General features: G+C 66.4%; 10 protein-coding genes. 1 reads left to right on the top strand and 9 read right to left on the bottom strand.

The features are described 5' to 3' along the window. Positions 1 to 203: 203 nt before the first annotated feature. The 9 genes from R9B84_RS25230 to R9B84_RS25270 all read right to left on the bottom strand — a co-directional run bounded on the left by R9B84_RS25230 (position 204) and on the right by R9B84_RS25270 (position 12,873). Positions 204 to 1,472, bottom strand: coding sequence for a hypothetical protein (locus R9B84_RS25230; protein ID WP_423762748.1), 1,269 nt, complete (start codon positions 1,470 to 1,472; stop codon positions 204 to 206). Then, positions 1,469 to 3,292 carry a glutamine--fructose-6-phosphate transaminase (isomerizing) gene (glmS, locus tag R9B84_RS25235; RefSeq protein WP_423762749.1) on the bottom strand — a complete coding sequence of 608 codons (1,824 nt, stop codon included), beginning with the start codon at positions 3,290 to 3,292 and terminating at the stop codon, positions 1,469 to 1,471. The genes R9B84_RS25230 and glmS overlap by 4 nt, the downstream gene beginning before the upstream one ends. A 123-nt stretch (positions 3,293 to 3,415) precedes the next feature. Next, positions 3,416 to 3,904, bottom strand: a complete 489-nt coding sequence (locus tag R9B84_RS25240; RefSeq protein ID WP_423762750.1) for a Biofilm PGA synthesis auxiliary protein PgaD — start codon at positions 3,902 to 3,904, stop codon at positions 3,416 to 3,418. Further along, positions 3,882 to 5,153, bottom strand: coding sequence for a poly-beta-1,6-N-acetyl-D-glucosamine synthase (gene pgaC / locus R9B84_RS25245; RefSeq protein WP_423762751.1), 1,272 nt, complete (start codon positions 5,151 to 5,153; stop codon positions 3,882 to 3,884). Before pgaC ends, R9B84_RS25240 begins: the two co-directional genes overlap by 23 nt. Then, positions 5,150 to 7,240, bottom strand: a complete 2,091-nt coding sequence (pgaB, locus tag R9B84_RS25250; RefSeq protein WP_423762752.1) for a poly-beta-1,6-N-acetyl-D-glucosamine N-deacetylase PgaB — start codon at positions 7,238 to 7,240, stop codon at positions 5,150 to 5,152. Before pgaB ends, pgaC begins: the two co-directional genes overlap by 4 nt. 15 nt (positions 7,241 to 7,255) lie before the next feature. Further along, a complete protein-coding gene (gene pgaA / locus R9B84_RS25255) occupies positions 7,256 to 9,253 on the bottom strand; it encodes a poly-beta-1,6 N-acetyl-D-glucosamine export porin PgaA (protein WP_423762753.1) in 1,998 nt (665 codons plus the stop codon). Between the two features lie 551 nt (positions 9,254 to 9,804). After that, positions 9,805 to 10,680, bottom strand: a complete 876-nt coding sequence (locus tag R9B84_RS25260; RefSeq protein ID WP_423762754.1) for a hypothetical protein — start codon at positions 10,678 to 10,680, stop codon at positions 9,805 to 9,807. Positions 10,681 to 10,743: 63 nt separating this feature from the next. Continuing rightward, positions 10,744 to 11,154 (bottom strand): hypothetical protein, encoded by a 411-nt coding sequence (locus R9B84_RS25265; protein WP_423762755.1) that lies wholly within the window; start codon positions 11,152 to 11,154, stop codon positions 10,744 to 10,746. Positions 11,155 to 11,877: 723 nt separating this feature from the next. Next, on the bottom strand, positions 11,878 to 12,873 hold the full coding sequence (locus R9B84_RS25270) for a LysR substrate-binding domain-containing protein (RefSeq protein ID WP_423762756.1): 996 nt from the start codon (positions 12,871 to 12,873) through the stop codon (positions 11,878 to 11,880). A 588-nt stretch (positions 12,874 to 13,461) separates the two neighbouring features. Here R9B84_RS25270 and R9B84_RS25275 point away from each other — a divergent pair. Next, the gene (locus tag R9B84_RS25275; protein WP_423762757.1) at positions 13,462 to 14,877 is read left to right on the top strand and encodes a circularly permuted type 2 ATP-grasp protein; all 1,416 of its coding nucleotides are present in this window, start codon (positions 13,462 to 13,464) and stop codon (positions 14,875 to 14,877) included. The last annotated feature ends 33 nt before the right edge of the window (positions 14,878 to 14,910 follow it).

Consider the following 14,910-nt stretch of genomic DNA (forward strand, 5'->3'; position numbering starts at 1 on the left):
CGGTACGCGCGGCGCTGGCGACTTCGGCGCGGGGAAGGTGGGGCGGGCACGATAGGACAGGCGCGCGACAGCGTGTCAGGCTACCAGGCCGCCAGATTGGTGTGGCGCTGTCGTAGCGCGGTTCGGGCAGGGAGAAAACGAAGGGCCGCGTGTCGAACACGCGGACTGCCGGCGTTCACGACATCCCCGTTACCGGACCGTCGTCAACGACTCGTACACGGCATTTCGTTCTTCGGCAGCGGCGCGTCCCGCTGCGGGTCGAAATCGGCTTCGCGCGTACCCGCCGGCGTCAGCGACACGAAATGCATCGCCGCGCCTTGCGCCGGGAAACCGGCAATGCCCGTCGTGCCCCACGGAATCGGCGAACGCTGCACGCCGCTCACCGAAATGTCCGCCGACGCAAGCGCCAGCGTCAGCAGCCGCCCGTCGTGGGTCGGCACATACGCATGCGTGCCGGAAACGCCGATGCCGGATTCGCGCACCGACGCCGGCAGGCAGTCGAGCGTCGCCGTGCGGCGGCCGTCCGGGGCGATCAGCATCGCGACGCCGCGATCGCTTGCGGTCGTCGTGACGACGATGAAGCGGTCGATCGCCGGCACGTAGGCCGACGCGTACACGTAGTACCGGATCGCGTCGTTCAGCGCCCCGAGCGTATCCAGTTTCGCCGTGACCGGATCGAACATCGCGTATTCGAGCGTTGCGTCCGTACTGCCTTCGATGAATTTCTGCCAGACGAGCAGCGCGTTGCGCGGCGAGCCTGCGATCACGGGCCACCACTCGCGGCGGTGCGGCGCGACCGCGACGTGGTTCAGCACGCGCCCGGCCGCGTCGTAGGTTTTCAGGTAGACGCCGTTGCCGGTGCCGAGGTTGTCGACGCCGCCGCCGTCGATCCAGTCGGCGGAATAGAACACGACGAAGCGTTCGCCGACCGTCGCGACATGCCCCGAGTGGCCGCCCGACTCGACGTCGTTCGGGTAGGGCTTGATGGGCTTCAGGTCGCGGCGGTAGACGCCGTAGCGCTGGCTGACTTCCTGCGGCGCGTTCCAGCCGTCCTCGAACGTGACGAAGATATCGCCGCGCGCGTTCTGCGCGATCGACACGGGCTCCTGCGCCTCGGGGCGGCTGATGAACGGTCGGACGTGCAGCAGGTGCGGCTTGCCGGGTTGCCATTCGCCGACGTACACGTCGTGCGGCCAGTTGCCGTTGCGCATCGCGCCGCGCGGCACGATGCCGGAGCTGCTGAAGAAGACCCAGCGTTTGCCGTTGCCCGCGTCGGCCACGCCGATGCCGTGCATGAAGCGCCGCGGGTCGCCGGTGTCCTGCGGCGCTGCCGAAGCCCGAACGGCGACCGTATGCACAGCCGGTTCGACGGCGCGGGCCGACGGCGGCGCCGCGACGATGCAACACGCGCCACAGAGGGCAGCCGCGACGCGCCGTGCCACGGGCCGCGCCAGGCGCCTTCGCTCCGTCATTCGACGGTCACCGATTTCGCGAGGTTGCGCGGCTTGTCGACGTCGGCGCCGCGTGCGCAGCCGACGTGATACGCGAGCAACTGCAGCGGGATCACGTTGACGATCGGCGACAGCAGGTCGCCCGATTCGCGCACGCGGATCAGGTGCGTATCGCGGTCGGCGTCGATCTCGAGCTGGTTGCCGGCGAGCACGTAGAGCCGCCCGCCGCGCGCGCGCACCTCGGCCATGTTGGACTTCAGCTTCTGGAACAGGCGGTCGTCCGGCGCGATCGTGACGACCGGCATCGCACTCGTAACGAGCGCGAGCGGCCCGTGCTTCAGCTCGCCGGCCGGATAGCCTTCCGCGTGGATGTACGACACCTCCTTGAGCTTCAGCGCGCCTTCCATCGCGATCGGGAAATGGATGCCGCGCCCGAGGAACAGCGCGTTCTCGGTGCGCGCGAACTTCGCGGCCCAGCCCATGATCTGCGTTTCCAGCGCGAGCGCGTGGCCGATGCGCTCGGGCAGCGCATGCAGCTGCTTCAGGTGCATCGCGACCTGTGCGGCGTCGAGCCGGCCACGCAACTGCGCGAGCGTCAGCGTCAGCACGAACAGCGCGACGAGCTGCGTCGTGAATGCCTTGGTCGACGCGACGCCGAGCTCGATGCCGGCCCGCGTCAGGAACCGCAGCGGCGCGTTGCGCGCGATCGTGCTGGTCGCGACGTTGCAGATCGCCATCGACAGTTCCTGGCCCATCTCGCGCGCACGCTCGATCGCGCCGATCGTGTCGGCCGTCTCGCCCGACTGCGAGATGCCGACGACGAGCGTGCGCGGATCCGCCACGGTGTCGCGGTAGCGGTATTCGCTGGCGATCTCGACCTGCGCCGGCACGCCCGCGATGCTTTCGAGCCAGTACTTCGCGGTCAGGCCCGCGTAGTAGCTGGTACCGCAGCCGAGCAGCAGCACGCTCCTCACCCTCGACAGCAGCGCACGCGTGCTTTCGCTCGCGTCGAACAGCGCCGGCGAGATCGTGTCGATGCCGTCGAGCGTGCTGGCGATCGCCTTCGGCTGCTCGAAGATCTCCTTCTGCATGAAGTGCTGGTACGGGCCGAGCGCGGCGTCGTCGTCGCGCGCCTTCACCTGGCACAGCGGGCGCTGCGCCTCGTGCCCGCCCGAGTCGACCACGGCGATGCGTTCCGGCGTGATCAGCGCGACGTCGCCGTCCTCCAGGTAGACGAAACGGTCGGTCAGGTCGCCGAGCGCCGCGCAGTCCGACGCGAGGTAGTTCTGTTCGGCGCCGATGCCGATCACGAGCGGCGAGCCGGCGCGCGCGGCGACGAGGCGCTGCGGCTCGCGCGCGCTCAGCACCGCGATCGCGTACGCGCCGTGCAGCCGCTTGACGGCACGCATGACGGCGTCGAACAGGTCGTCGCGATAGAGGCTGTGGATCAGGTGTGCGATCACCTCGGTGTCGGTTTCGCCGCGAAACGCGTAGCCGTGCTGGCGCAGCTCGGCGCGCAGCGCGTCGTGGTTCTCGATGATGCCGTTGTGCACGACCGCGATCGTGTCGCCCGACATGATCGGATGCGCGTTCATTTCCGACGGCGCGCCGTGCGTCGCCCAGCGTGTATGCGCGATGCAGGTCCGCGCTTCGAGACCGAGCGTCAGCACACGATCCTGCAGGTCCGTCACGCGCCGCAGCGTGCGTTCGCTGAGCAGGCGTCCGCCGTCCTGCACGGCGATGCCGCACGAATCGTAGCCGCGATACTCGAGCCGGCTCAGTGCATTGACCAGTTGCGGCACCTGATTGTTCAGGCCGCTTGCTCCGACGATTCCGCACATGATTCACCTCGTTCACTAGAAGTTGTCGGCTTGCCGGCGATGTGCGGCAGCGCGGCGTCAGGAGCGGCGCCGCACCGCACCGCACGGAAGCCGTCCCGTGCGCGGCGGCGCGTCTGCATTGATCTACTCGCGGGGCTGAGGCCCCGCATGGGCAATCCATTCGATGCCGGAAATCGATCCGTTCGCGTCGTGCGACGCGACGAGAATGCGCGTCGTGCGCCGCGCGCCGCGCCGTCGCGCGCCGGTCAGCACGGGCGCCGGCACCGAGCGCACCTTCGCGCTGGCCGAGCGCCGCAGCATCTTCGACACGCGCAGCCGGTACGCGAGCGGATGCACGACGCGCCCCGCGATCAGCCACGTGACCGTCGTGCCCGCGATGATCGCGATGCAGGTCGCGTAGAACACCATCTGCTCGATCGGCATCTCGGCCTGGTTGAACGGCAGCAGGTAGCGGTACGTGTAGATGCAGATCGATGCCCACACGGCACCCACCAGCGCAGGCCGCACGAGGCGGAACCAGACGACCAGCACGAGCCCGACGATGCGGCCGCGCTCGGCGATCATTTCGCGCGGCGTGCGCAGGGAAAGGTCAATAATCGGTGCGTTCTTCATGTTGAATGCCTCGGTCGGGGCTGACCCATATGGCCCGCTTGCCGCGGCCCCGCAACAGGATGGCGGGCAGGGCGACGACGGTGGTGATCATGCTGATCAGCCAGAAGGCCACGGGATACCAGACGGTGTCCAGGAAGTACATCAGCAGTTTTTCGTCGTAACGACGATCGATCATGCTGCCGATGATCAGTTGCAGGATGCAGGTTGCGACCAGCAGCATGCCGTGCCAGTGCGGCACGACCGATACATGCCAGCTCTGCGGCAAAGGATGGAAGACGTCGACGAGCGCGAGCAGCAGGATGAACGACATCGAGTAGGCCCACGCGATGCCGATCAGGTATTCGATGAACAGCGGCCACATCATCATCTGCGTCGGCCGTGCGAGCGTGCCCGCATACTTCATCAGCACCTGGATGCCGCCTTTCGCCCAGCGCAGCCGCTGCCGGTACAGCCCCTTCACCGTTTCGGGCATCAGGATCCAGCTCAGCGCGTGCGGCTCGTACACGACGCGCCAGTCGCGGCACTGCAGTTTCCAACTGATGTCGATGTCCTCGGTCAGCATGTCCGAGCTCCAGTAGCCGACGTCGGCGAGCGCGGTCTTGCGGAACATCGTGATGACGCCCGACACCGTGAAGATGCGGCCGTACACCTGCTGCGTGCGCTTGATCAGTCCGACGATCGACGAGAATTCGCCCACCTGCATGCGGCCGAGCAGCGACGTGCGCGTGCGGATGCGCGGGTTGCCGGTCACGGCGCCGACGCCCGGGTCGGTCAGGAAGTGCTCGAGCATCCAGCTGATCGCGTCGTGCGCGAGCAGCGAATCGCCGTCGATGCACAGCAGGTATTCCGCGTTCGATACGGCCGCCGCGGTCGTGAGCCCGACCGCCTTGCCTTCGTTGCGCGCGTGATGGATCACGAGCAGCCGAGGAATCTCCACGGCCAGCTCGTTGAGGATCTCGCCGGTGCGATCCTGGCTGCCGTCGTTGACCGCGATGATGTCGTAGTTCGGGTACTGCATCGCGTTCAGGTGGCTGATCACGCTGCGCGCGTTCGCGGCTTCGTTGAAGCAGGGCACGACGATCGAGATCTTCGGGATGCCGCTCGACGCGATCGTCCGCGTCGACAGCTCGCGACCTTCCTCCAGCAGGAAGTAATGCACGACGCCACCGATCATCCACAGATACGACATGAAGAACGGGTAGTAGAAGACGAAATCCTGCAAGCGCTGGATGATGCCGTGGTTCGTCATGGTGTCTTCGTCCCCTGCGATTGCTGTCCGTGCATCAACGCATTGATCGACGTCGGATCGAGACGCGACTTCAGCGACATCACGTCGCGCATCGTGTCGAGATCCGGCTGGTTGTTCAGGAAGTTGTCCGGGTAGTAGCCGAAGTTCACCGCGCCCTTGCTGCGCAGCCGCCGCATCTGCGCGAGCAGCGCGTTGCCGCCGATGTCCTTGCGCGCGCGCCAGTCGTACGACTGCAGTTCGAACACGGTGCGCGCGAGGCCGCGCTGTTTCGCGCGCACGGCGTCGACGAGCCGGTCCATCCAGCGCTCGGGGTCCGGCGCCTGTTCCATGTACGGCATCGCCATCAGCGCGACAAAGTCGTAGGTGGCGAGGAAGTCGTCGTAATTCTGCGCGTACCACGCTTCGGACTCGGGCTTCAGCACCGGCAGCGCGAAGATGTTGCGCGAGGTCAGCACGTCGCCCGCGTTCTGGTTCGCGAGCACGATCTGTTCGAGCTGGCGCGTCAGGTCGATCAGGTAGCGCGTCTTCTGCCGCGTCCAGCGGCTCATCAGGTCAGGCGTCGCGCGAATCTTGCCGATGTCGGCCGGCAGCCCCCACTGCGAATACGTGCTCAGCGCGTGCCGGCCGGCATCCTCGTAATCGTCGAGCACGGCGTCGTCGCTGAACAGGATGCCGCCGAACGACGCGTACTTGCCGAGATCCTCGTAGATCTGCTGGATCATCAGCCGCGCCTGCGGATCGAACGGGCTCAGGCGGTACAGGCGCGAGCCGTTTTCGCGCGCGGGCGCGCCGCCATATGCGCTGACGGCCTCGAGCCCGCGATGCTTGTCGGGCGGCGGGCGGAACGCGAGCACCGGCATCCATGCGTAGACCTGAACGTTCGAGCGCGTGTTGAGCTGCCACGCGGCGCGCGAGAACAGGTCGGCGCGCATCGGCAGGTGCCGGTTCGGGAAGTACAGCGATTCCGCGACGCCCGTGCCCTTCGGATCGGCGAACGCCTGCAGGTATACCGATTTCGGCTGCATCCGGTAGATGCGCTCGACGAGCTTGCCGAGATTCGTTTCCTGCCGCGCCGGATCGGGATCGTAGACCTGGTCGAGATCGACCTGCACGACGCGCTCGGGGACATCGACGTCGCCGCGGTTGGTCGCCGGCTCGCGCATCGACCGCTCGAACCCGCCGATGTCGACGTCGTACATCATCAGGATCCGCCGCAGCCGGTCGAGCGGCACGTCCGGCGTATTCGGGCCGGCGTCGAGGCTGAACTGGATGTCCATGCCGAGCGACGTCGAGATCTTGCGTACGGGCTGGTTTTCCGCGCCGTACGGCCACACCATCGAGCGTGCGACGACGCCGGTGCGTTCGCGAATCTGCCGCACGCATGTCTGCAGGTCGTTGTGCACGCGGGCTTCGAACTCCGCGTCGGTTTCATAGCGCTTCTCGTTCTGGAGGTACAGGTGCGACGTGGTGGCCGGCAACTCGTTGCCCTGCGGATTCGCGACCGCGCCGTGATGGAGGTTGTGCGTGTGGCACGCGAGCTCGACGAGATCCGACCGGCCGACCTTCTGCACCTCGTCCCACGACATGAAGTAGTCGCGCGGCATCTCGATCCTGTCGCTGATCCTGATCGGCGCATCCGGCGGCGCGTCGATCCACGCGGTGACGATGCCCATCACGGCCGGATACTTGAAGCGTTCGAGCAGCGGCAGGACTTTCGTGTAGTGGCTGCGGTAGCCGTCGTCGAACGTGAGCAGCACCGCGCGCGGCGGCAGCGGCTTGCCGCCGTGCCGCGACGCCTCGATCTGCCTGACCGTGACGGTGTGGTAGTTGTTGGTCTGCAGCCACGAGAAGATGGCCGTCAGCGTGCCGGTATCGACCGCGAACGGATCGACCATCTTCGACGTGGCGAACGACGACAGCAGGTTGTCGCGCACGTCGTGCAGGCAGATCACGCGGAACGTCTTGCCGTCGACCGGATCGGACGGCGGCAGCAGGTCGATCATCCGCGCGTTCGTCACGCCGGGGAACAACGAACAGGCCGCAAACGAGCCGAGGCATCCGCACATGAAGGTCCGTCTGGATTGCATTGTTCGAGCTCCTTTCTAAAACGGCAGGTTGAGCGACAGGAAGCCGGTTTCGGAACGCTCGCGCTGGCCGTCGTACGCATGGCTGCTGACCTCGACGCCGTAGGTCAGCGTGATGTCGTGCTTGAACGTCCACGCATGCGCGAGGCGGGCGCTCCACAGCGGACTGGTGCCGAAACCGCGCTCGTTGTACACGCCGCCGGACGCCGACAGGCGCTGCTGCAGCGACATGTCGCCCTTCTTCCACAGCGTCAACTGGTGCATGACGGTCGCCGCGGCCGCATAGTCGCGGCCCGGGCTGAAGTAGGGCGCGTTCTGCCGCGTGTTGCTGTCGGTGCCGAGATTCAGCGACACGTTGACGAGCTGGTTCGCGGACGTGTACACGCGTTGCGTGCCGGTCGCGGAAATTTCCTGGTGCAGGTTCGAATCGCTGTAGCGGCTCACGCCGTAGCTCAGCTTGACTTCGCGGCGGTCGTTCTGGCGATACACGACCTCGACGTTCGCGGAGCGGCCCCAGACGTGCGCGAGATACGCCTTCCACGGCAGCGTGTTGTCGTTGGAGTCGAGCGCGCCGCTGACCGTCCAGTAATCGTTGAGGTTGTACGTGATCGAGCCGCGGCCGCCGGTTCGCCCGTCGCTGCCGAACGAGCGCGTGACTTCGCCCTGGATCGTGAGCGGCCCGTGCCGGTAGTCGCCGCCGACACCCGTGCGCGTGCGGCTGACGCTGCCGGCGTCGGTTTGCGCATGGCCGAAGAACGTGTGGGAAAACACGCGCCAGTTGTCGCTGAACGGTTGCGAATACACATAGCTGTCCGACGAGAAGCTGTTGTCGGCCAGTGCGCTGTTGCCGTGCTCGAAGCTCAGGTCGGTCGTGAACACGGGGCTGCGGTATGCGTTGTAATCGCGCTTGAACGCGCGCACCGCGCCGCTGTCCGGGAACGTGTTGTCGACGGTCTGGTCGACGCTCTTCGCGGTCGCGTAGTCGTCGGCCGTCAGCGATGCGCGGCCGAGCCCGGCGAGCATTTCCACGCTGTCCGGGTGGTCGGTCAGCGACGCGCGATACATCGCGATCGCCTGGCGCGGATGCGACTGGCCCGATACGGCGTCGGCGTGCGCGGCGCGGACTTCCGCATTGAACGGCACTTCCTTCTCGAGTTTTTCCAGCGCGGCGATCCCTTCCTCCACCCGGCCCGTGTAGATCAGGTATTGCGCCTGCAGCCGGTAGTAGCGCAGGTAGTCGTCGCTTTCCGGCCCCCACGTCCGCACCTGGTCGGCCGGCGGCAGCGATTTGCCCATGTCGTCGAGCGCCTGCTTCGCGTCGGCCGCGCGTCCCTGGTCGACGTACGACCAGAACAGGCCCTCGCGCAACTCGATCGGGCGCGTGCGCGGGCCGTACTGGAAGCCGCGCGTCGCACGGTCCGTCGTCGATGCGGTCGCCTGCTTCAGCGCGCGCTGGTAGACGGCGTTGGCCTTGCCCGGTTCGCTCAGGTACAGGTATGCGTCGCCGACGGCGGCCAGCGCGTCGATCGAGATCTCCGCGTCAGGCGGAATCGTCTCGAACGTCGCGACGGCCTTCTTCATGTCGCCGCGCGCCGCGTAGGCGACCGTCCGGTCGCCAGCGAGCGCCGTCCTGACCTGCGAATACTCGGGCGTGATCGGCATCCGCTTGTCGAGGTCGTCCGCCGCGCGCAATGCGTTGTCGAGCCCGTCGAAGCGGTCGGCGCTCGTCATCGAGCGCGACTTGTCGCGTCCGCCGCGCACCTGCTGGCGAATCGACAGTTCCTCGAGCTGCGCGAGATCGACCGCGGAAAAGACGTCGGGGCGCGCCTTCGCTTCCTCCAGCGCCTTGACCGCGCCGCCGCTCGATGCGAGCCCGAACACGTCGTTACGGACGGTGGCCGGATCGGCGGTACGGAGGTCGGGCATCTGCGCGTTCGGCGTTTCCGCGTCGGGTATCTGGGCGCCTGGCGGCTGGGTACCGGGCGCCTGCGCATCCGGCGTCGGTTTGCCCGGCATCTGCGGGCTCTGCGTTTGAGCGGCGGGTGCCGCGGCATTGGGCATCGGGGCGCCTGGCGTTTGGGCACCGGGCGCCTGCGCCCCCGGCATCTGCGGGCTCTGCGTTTGGGCAGCGGGCGTCGGTGTACCCGGCGGCGGGCTCTGCGTTTGGGCAGCGGGAGCCGCGGCATTCGGCATCGGGGCGCTCGACGCCTGCGCGATCAGCGTCGGCGCAGTCGGCGGTTGCGCGTCCGGCGCCAGCGAACCCCGTATCGGCACGTCCGGCGGCTTCGGATCCGGTGCATTGCGGGTCCCGGCGATTTCACCGGCACCGCCCGATTCCGTATCGCCGTTGGCGGAGAAGCAGGGGCCGGACGCGACGAGCAGCAACACCAGCGGCGCATGCAGGAGGATCCGCCGGTTGGACGGAGCGACGGTGGTGCAGTGTTGTTTCCGATTGTTGTCCACGGTGTGTCCTCACTATGAAACGATCGCATCGGTTGCACACCCGACGCTGGCCGCCGCCGCTCGTCGCGCGGCCGGGCAGCGGGGCCCGGCCGCGCGGAACCGGCTCACAGGCGATTGCGGACCGCTTGCCCGAGCAACGCGCGCGATTCGCTGTTCTTCGGGTCGATCGCGAGCGCCCGGCTCGCGTTTTGCTCCACACAGTTCCATTCGTCGATTCGTGCGCACCAGCGCGCCTTTGCCAGCGCGCGGGCGCCTTCCAGTTCCGCGTGCGTGACGCTGGCCGTCTGCATGTGCGCCGGATCGTTGCCGTACGAGTGCGGCTTCGGCGCGAGATCCATGCGCTTCCTCGTGCCCGCCAGCGTCTCGGTTCGCGATGCGCGATGCGCAGCGACGGACCGCGTAGCGACACGATCGTGGCCCGACCCCGTATGCGTATTGGCCGCGAGTGTCACGGGCGGCGCGTGCGACGGTTGCCGGTGTTTCGCGGTAGTGCGGTGCGCTGTCCGTGGCGCGGCTGCAGGTTCGGCCGCGAGCGTGACGGATGGCGCCGTCGGCGCCTCGTGCGCTGCCGACGCGGACGGCTCGGGCGGCACCGGAACCGGCACCGGCGGTACGGCCTGTGCGATCATCGGCGCCGGCCAGGGGGCGGCCGATGTTCCGGACGCGCCTGACACGCCTGACACGCCTGACACGCCTGACACGCCTGACACGCCGGACGCGCCGGACGCGCCGGACGCGCCCGTTGCGCGGGACGTCGCGGCCATGATCGCGTTGCGGTACTTCCCGACGGCGGTCGTGATCACGCCGGAGATATCGTGCGTCACGCTGGCATGGCCGATCACCGTGTCCCGCTCGGTATACGCGAAGAGGCCGAAGATCGTGGCGAACGCGACGAAGCTGAGCGCGGCGTTCTTGCCAGGCCCCCAGGAGGGTGTCGGCGGGCGGGCTGGCGAGTCGTCCGTTCGTTCTGCACGAGTCATTCGAAGCTCCTCGATTCGATACGCTGCGGTGAATGACGCAATCGGGGCGGGTTCAGGCGGTGCTCACCATCGCAACTGCGTGGTGAGCACGCCCGTTTCGACAATCGCGAACTGCGTGGCTCCCTGATAGGTCCCTTCAACCCGGTAGCTCGCATCGGGCACGCTGAACAGGCAGCGCGACCCCGTTGCATTGAATTCGACGAGCACGCGGCCATGTCGCCGCAGGCGCACCTGCACGTTGGCCAGCGGTTGCCCTGTCTGGGCGGAAGCAAACGACACGCCCAGGTTGTACGGACGGCCGTCGGGGGGAAGCGGTGCCGTCCCGTCGATCCGCGAGTCGCCGCAGATATACGAAATCACGTAGCGGCCTGCGCCCGGACCGGATGCGGGGGCCTGGGCCATGGCATGGAGGCAGAGCGTAGAAATGACAACGCTCAGGAAAGGGCGAGCATGCTGTCGAAACGAGGAAGACATTGCAACCTCCGGTTCGGAATCCATGGCGACGCATTTATTCCGAGTCAAATTTTCCGGCGTTCTTTTTGCGACACGCTATTAATACACGACGGATTTTGAGCCAACAACCGCGTGTGGTCGAAATGGGACAAGGGTGAAATATCCTATTTAAATAGGATATCGCCGGATTTGTCAGGCCGGCTTGCTGCTGAAGAAAGTCGATATTGCCAAATATGATTATAGGTGTCGGTAGCGATGATCGTGCGCGCATTCAATTTCGTCGGAGGTATCGACATTTGTGCCGAAAAATAACGACTGATAAAAGGAATTATTGCGCCTGTGTTCGATTCGAATCAATGAAGGTAAGGATACAGGTCGTGTGATTTAAAATGAGGGTGCGGTGCCCTGATATTTTTGATTGTTACAAGTAAATCGAAACTTTTAATTTGTTCTGTAACGGGGTATTTCTGGCCGGAAAATAAGACGGATTATCTGGGTATTGCGTAGCGGCAGTGGGAATACGATTTTGAAAAGCAAACGTTTGCTTTTTCCCTTGATGTCGATTACGGGCGTGGTTGCGGTGATTTCACCTGCCGACGGCGGGGCGCAGCTTGATATCGAGGCGGGGGCGAGTTCGATCCGAAGCCGTGCGACGCGGACGCCTGCGGACGCCTGCTTGCCCGGGATCGCGTGGCACCCGCACCCGCACCCGCGCCGTGGACGAACACGACGCGAGCGCGACTGTCAGTGGCTGCCGCCCGCGCTTCGCCGCGCGATGCGCATGGCCGGTGCGGCCGACGGCTCGGTGCCGAGCGCGCCTTCGACCGCGGTGCGCGGCCGGTTCATGATGTAGGTCCACAACTGCTCGGCCGCGAGCCCGCGCTTGCGTGCCGATCGATACAGGCGGATTTCGAGTTCGGTGACCCAGTCTCCGGAACCGGCGCACACGAGCGTGCCTTCCGCAAGCTCTTTCGCGACGCAGCTTTCCGGCAGCCAGCCGATCCCGTGCCCGGCCACGACCATGCCCTTCAGTGCCTCGGACATATGCGTCTCGAAGCACCGGTGCACCGCATACGGCTCGGTCGCATTCAGCAGCAGCATCTCGACGATGTTCCCGAGAAACGCGCCCGACGAATACGCGAGCAGCGGCAGTGGGGCATCGGGCGTGCCCGGCAGCTGGAATACGGGCTTGCCGCGCGCGTCGGGCGTCGACACCGGCAGGATCCGCTCGACGCCGAGGTTGACGAACGGGAAGTGGTTCGGGTCGAGCACGATCGGCAACTGCGGATGGTGATAGCCGAGCAGCAGGTCGCATTCGCCTTCGACGAGCTGCTGCACGCCTTCCGGCACGTTCACCGCGTTGACGCGCGCGGTCACGTGGCCGACCTCGCCGTTGAGCTGCTTGAGCCATTCGGGGAACAGCGTAAAGACGAGCGTATGCGCGACGGCGAAACGCACGACCTGATCGCTGGCCGCGAACTGGTCGTAGCCGTTCACGAGATTGCGCGCCGCATACATGCTGCGCAGGATGTCCGCGGCAAGGCCGCGGAACATCTGGCCGGCCGGCGTCAGCGTGATCGGGTTGATGCTCCGGTCGACCAGCTTCGCGTCCATCCAGGTTTCGAGCGCGGCGATTCGTCTGCTGAATGCCGACTGCGTCAGGTGCCGGTTACGCGCGGCGCGGGAAAAGCTCTTGGTATCCGCAAGGCTCAGGAAATCTTCCAGCCACTTTGCTTCCATTTCGATCTTCGCTTTTATAGTCGGGCGCCGGAAGGGCGGTGGCGCCGCTTCGCTGCAACAATTTTGTAGCGTACCGCGCCTCGCGTCGGTCGTCCCGATGTTTTTTTTCGATGGGTGTCAGTCGAAATATGCATGGGCATTGTCGGCGGGATTACGGCTACATAGCGTTGAGGTGCCGGACCCGGCTAACCGGTTAGTTCATCGCGTCGAACTGCCGGGGCGCCGCAGACGGTACTTCCCCAGGGTCCGGCACGCGCGGTGTGCGTGCCGGCCCGCCTTTTCCTCCCTCCGCTCCGGCGGTCCGGCGCGTCAGGCGGGCCGTTTTTTGTGCAGTGCAGATTGCGCATTCGTGACACGCGGGAGAACTATGTTCGTCAGACGCGGCGCAGCATCGGTCGTGCGCGATCGCGGCGCATCGATGCCGCCGTCGGCGTCGCGCGCCGCACCGTATTGGTGCGGCATGCCGCGCGGGCATGCCCGGCGCGGCGCAAAAAGGGGGATATTGCAAGGCACGGTCCTTGCAGAGTAGTCGTTACGCCGGTCCGGCATGCGCAATGCCGGGGAAAACGATCGATGGAGAAAAGATCGATGAAGCCATTCGATGAAATGCTGCAATCCGGCGACATGGTAAGGGCGCCTTACGCGCGCCTGAAGCAATGGCTCGACACGCAGAATCCCGCGAGCCTCGCCCAGAAAGCCCACGACGCGGAGGGCGTGTTCCGCAAGACGGGCATCACGTTCGCCGTCTACGGCGACGCGGAGGCCGCCGAGCGGCTGATTCCGTTCGATATCGTCCCGCGCATCATCTCGGGTTCGGAATGGAGCCGGCTGTCGCTCGGCATCGAGCAGCGCGTGATGGCGCTCAACGCGTTCCTCGACGACATCTATCACCGCCAGGAGATCGTGCGCGCGGGCATCGTGCCGAAGCACCTGATCGCGCACAACGAAGCGTTCATTCCGGAGATGATCGATTTCCGGCCGCCCGGCAACGTTTACACGCACATCATCGGCGTCGACATCGTGCGCACCGGCGAGAACGAGTTCTACGTGCTGGAGGACAACGCGCGCACGCCGTCCGGCGTGTCGTACATGCTGGAAAACCGCGAGACGATGATGCAGCTCTTCCCCGAGCTGTTCCAGCAGGTGAAGGTGCGCCCGGTCGAGACCTATCCGCAGATGCTGCGCCAGTCGCTCGCGGCCGTGTGCCCGCCGGGCGGCAACGCGGACAACCCGACCATCGCCGTGCTGACGCCCGGCATCCACAATTCCGCTTACTACGAACATTCGTTCCTTGCCGACCAGATGGGCGTGCACCTCGTCGAGGGCAGCGACCTGCAGGTGATCGACGGCCGCGTCGCGATGCGCACGACCGAAGGCTTCCAGCCGATCGACGTGCTGTACCGGCGCGTCGACGACGCATTCCTCGATCCGCTCACGTTTCGCCCCGATTCGGTGCTCGGCGTCGCGGGGATCATGGACGTGTACCGCGCGGGCAACATCACGATCACGAACGCACCCGGCACGGGCATCGCCGACGACAAGGCCATCTATTCGTACATGCCGGAGATCGTCGAGTTCTACACGGGCCGCAAGGCGCTGCTGGAGAACGTGCCGACCTGGCGCTGCGGCGAGGCCGACAGCCTGAAATACGTGCTCGAGCATCTGGACGAACTGGTCGTGAAGGAAGTGCACGGCTCGGGCGGCTACGGGATGCTCGTCGGGCCGTGCGCGTCGAAGGCCGAGATCGAGGCGTTCTCCGCGAAGCTGCGTGCGCGGCCCGCGAACTACATCGCGCAACCCACGCTGGCGTTGTCCACGACGCCGATCCTGACCGAAGCCGGCCTCGCGCCGCGCCACGTCGACCTGCGGCCGTTCGTGCTGGTGTCGGACCGGATCCGCATCACGCCGGGCGGGCTCACGCGCGTCGCGCTGAAGGAGGGCTCGCTCGTCGTCAACTCGAGCCAGGGCGGCGGCACCAAGGACACGTGGGTGCTGGCCGACTGAGCCGGGCACGACCGCGCGCGCCGGAGCCGGCGC

This window comes from Burkholderia sp. NLJ2, from assembly GCF_049487195.1.
GTDB classification, from domain to species: domain Bacteria; phylum Pseudomonadota; class Gammaproteobacteria; order Burkholderiales; family Burkholderiaceae; genus Burkholderia; species Burkholderia pyrrocinia.